The 2,126-nt window shown below is 54.5% G+C and carries 2 protein-coding genes; both read right to left on the bottom strand.

Translation table 11 applies throughout. The features are described 5' to 3' along the window. Positions 1-70: 70 nt before the first annotated feature. A complete protein-coding gene (locus tag ACW5E8_RS14730; RefSeq protein WP_456966292.1) occupies positions 71-1,087 on the bottom strand; it encodes a DUF4917 family protein in 1,017 nt (338 codons plus the stop codon). 74 nt (positions 1,088-1,161) lie between these two features. After that, on the bottom strand, positions 1,162-1,617 hold the full coding sequence (locus ACW5E8_RS14725; protein ID WP_456966291.1) for an N-acetyltransferase family protein: 456 nt from the start codon (positions 1,615-1,617) through the stop codon (positions 1,162-1,164). Between the last annotated feature and the right edge of the window lie 509 nt (positions 1,618-2,126).

Below are 2,126 nucleotides of genomic sequence, written 5' to 3'. Positions count from 1 at the left end.
ACTATGAAACGCCCGAACAGCGAATCCGCGCCTGATCAGGACTGTCGCACTTGGTGGTTGAATTCACCGCTCAACCCCATACCTTCGCGGTCTCCGTGCCATAGAATTTGATGGTTAGCGGTTTGCGTGGAGAACGAGAAAGTGCGAGCGCATTCGCCCGACGCTTGATCTCTGTGTTTTCCGGAGAGTTTTCATCACCATGCAGGCCGACGTACAGATGGCTCGTTCTGCCTTTCCCAATCCTTGATATGTAATGGTCGTCGTTATCTGCGAATGAGTGGCCAAACACAAACAGGGCGCCTCCAATAGCAGAGAAGCTTTTGTAGCATCTCGTCAGATAGTCGTTGTGTCGGATCTTCTCGAATTTCTCCGCACTTTCCCCTTCCGAAACGAAGAGCGGAAAGTGATCCTCTTCAAGCGCGGCGCGTATTTGCTCGACGAGTCGAACCCCTGTGTTGCACCAAGTGTACTTCCGCAACTGCATCCCTGTGTCGAACAGATGCAGGGCGCCGTGCAAATAGAACAGATTCTGTGTGTGGGCGCTGGTTGAATCCCAGACTACGTATTCGCCTCCGTAGTTATCTTCCTCACTTCGGAATCCATCGTCGGAGGTTGGGTCGCGACCCTCTTCCGTGTGCATTACGACCCAGTAAAGAAGAAGGTCGTAGTTGAATGTGTAGGTGTAAGAAAAGTGGGATAGGAACTGGCGACATGATGCGTACTGATCTTCAGAAAGCTCTCCTGGCCAAGCCGGGTGACTTGCTGAGATAGTGTCAACAAGAAGGTTCTTGAGTGCTTCCGCGTCAGCCCTCAACGTTTCGCAGGTTGCTGCGTCTACACCGTAGCCAGCAGCAATCTTGGCACTATCGCGTAGTGTCCTAATTACGCGCTCAAAATCCTGTGTTTCCAGCGCATTGAACCCTACTCTTGCGGTTCTTGAGTGTGCGTCAAAGTTTGCTTGTTCGTAGAGCTTTCCGTAGCGAAATATGTCTGGCTTACATGCAATGCTGAAGCCATTCCCCAACAACAGGTGGCGCTTAGTGATCGCCGCAGAGTCCTCAATCGCTTCTTGAAATGTCAGCAGCATTGTCAGCCCCCCCCCCTGAGCGCTAACGCCAGAATTAAGCCGCGCCGCGAAGCGGTGTCGGCTTGAATGAATTGTTAGGCATTGCTGCCATAAGATAAGCAGTGAACGACGACGGGATACGTCTCATTGCCGGGCATCCGACCACTAACGGTCCTCGACTCCACAAAGCCAATGGACTTGTAGAAGTCTAAGGCAGCGTCATTTCCTTTAAGTACTTCAATGCAGAGTCCGCCTGGGCGCTCTTCAAGAGCTGCTCTCGCCAAGAGCCGCCCGAGACCTTTGCGGTAGAAGGCCGGATCTACATACAGCCATGTGAGCTCATCGTTGCCATAGGCCACGAAGCCCAGAACTAAACCATCCTTATCTGCAACAAGAAGGTCGTAGTCAAAGAGGCCCTCTCTTTCTGCGGCTACTTCAAGTGGCAGGAAAGCCTCCTCTAGATTTGCTCCCCGAAGTTCATCCATGCGAGCTAGATCATGAATCTCGCAGATCCGATTCCAATCATATTTCTGATAGCGACGAATCTTCATGCAATGCCTAACGCCAGAGTTAAGCCGAGACGCGTAGTGGAGCGAAGCACATGGCAAGCTCTCTCTGCCATGTGGTTTGCGTAACGAAGCGGCTTCGGCTTGAACGACTTGTTAGGCCGACGATGCCTGGCACCCCGTGCCGGATTTGCGGCGGCCCAACCCCTGAGCCGAACAGTACAACAAGTCTTGCCGGAGAGCCTGGGCTGGCACTTGGGGCGACCGGGGCCAAGTAAGTCGGCTCGCGTGGCCAAGAACTCACACCGCGTCCTGGCCGAGGCCGGCTCGGCAGGTCGAGTCTTGCGGAGGGTCGCGCCTGTCCGAAGCCGAGGTGTTTCAGGGCCGGCTGCCGATGCCACCACCGCGCGTGCGAGGTGCAAATGCCGTGGATGAGCGAAATGCTCGAGACCGCTTGGACCTTGCCACCGACAGTGCGGGAAACAAGGCCTAACGCCTGAGTTAAGCCGAGACGCGTAGTGGAGCTAACCACATGGCAAGCTGTATCTGCCATG

This window comes from Luteimonas sp. A649 (assembly GCF_054072735.1).
The sequence above is the reverse complement of the archived record's forward strand: the minus strand, read 5'-3'. Positions and strand labels throughout refer to the sequence as shown.

Coding starts and splice junctions, on each gene's coding strand:
- ACW5E8_RS14730 (WP_456966292.1), bottom strand. CDS start 1,087: ATGCTGCTGACATTTCAAGAAGCGATTGAGGACTCTGCGGCGATCACT.
- ACW5E8_RS14725 (WP_456966291.1), bottom strand. CDS start 1,617: ATGAAGATTCGTCGCTATCAGAAATATGATTGGAATCGGATCTGCGAG.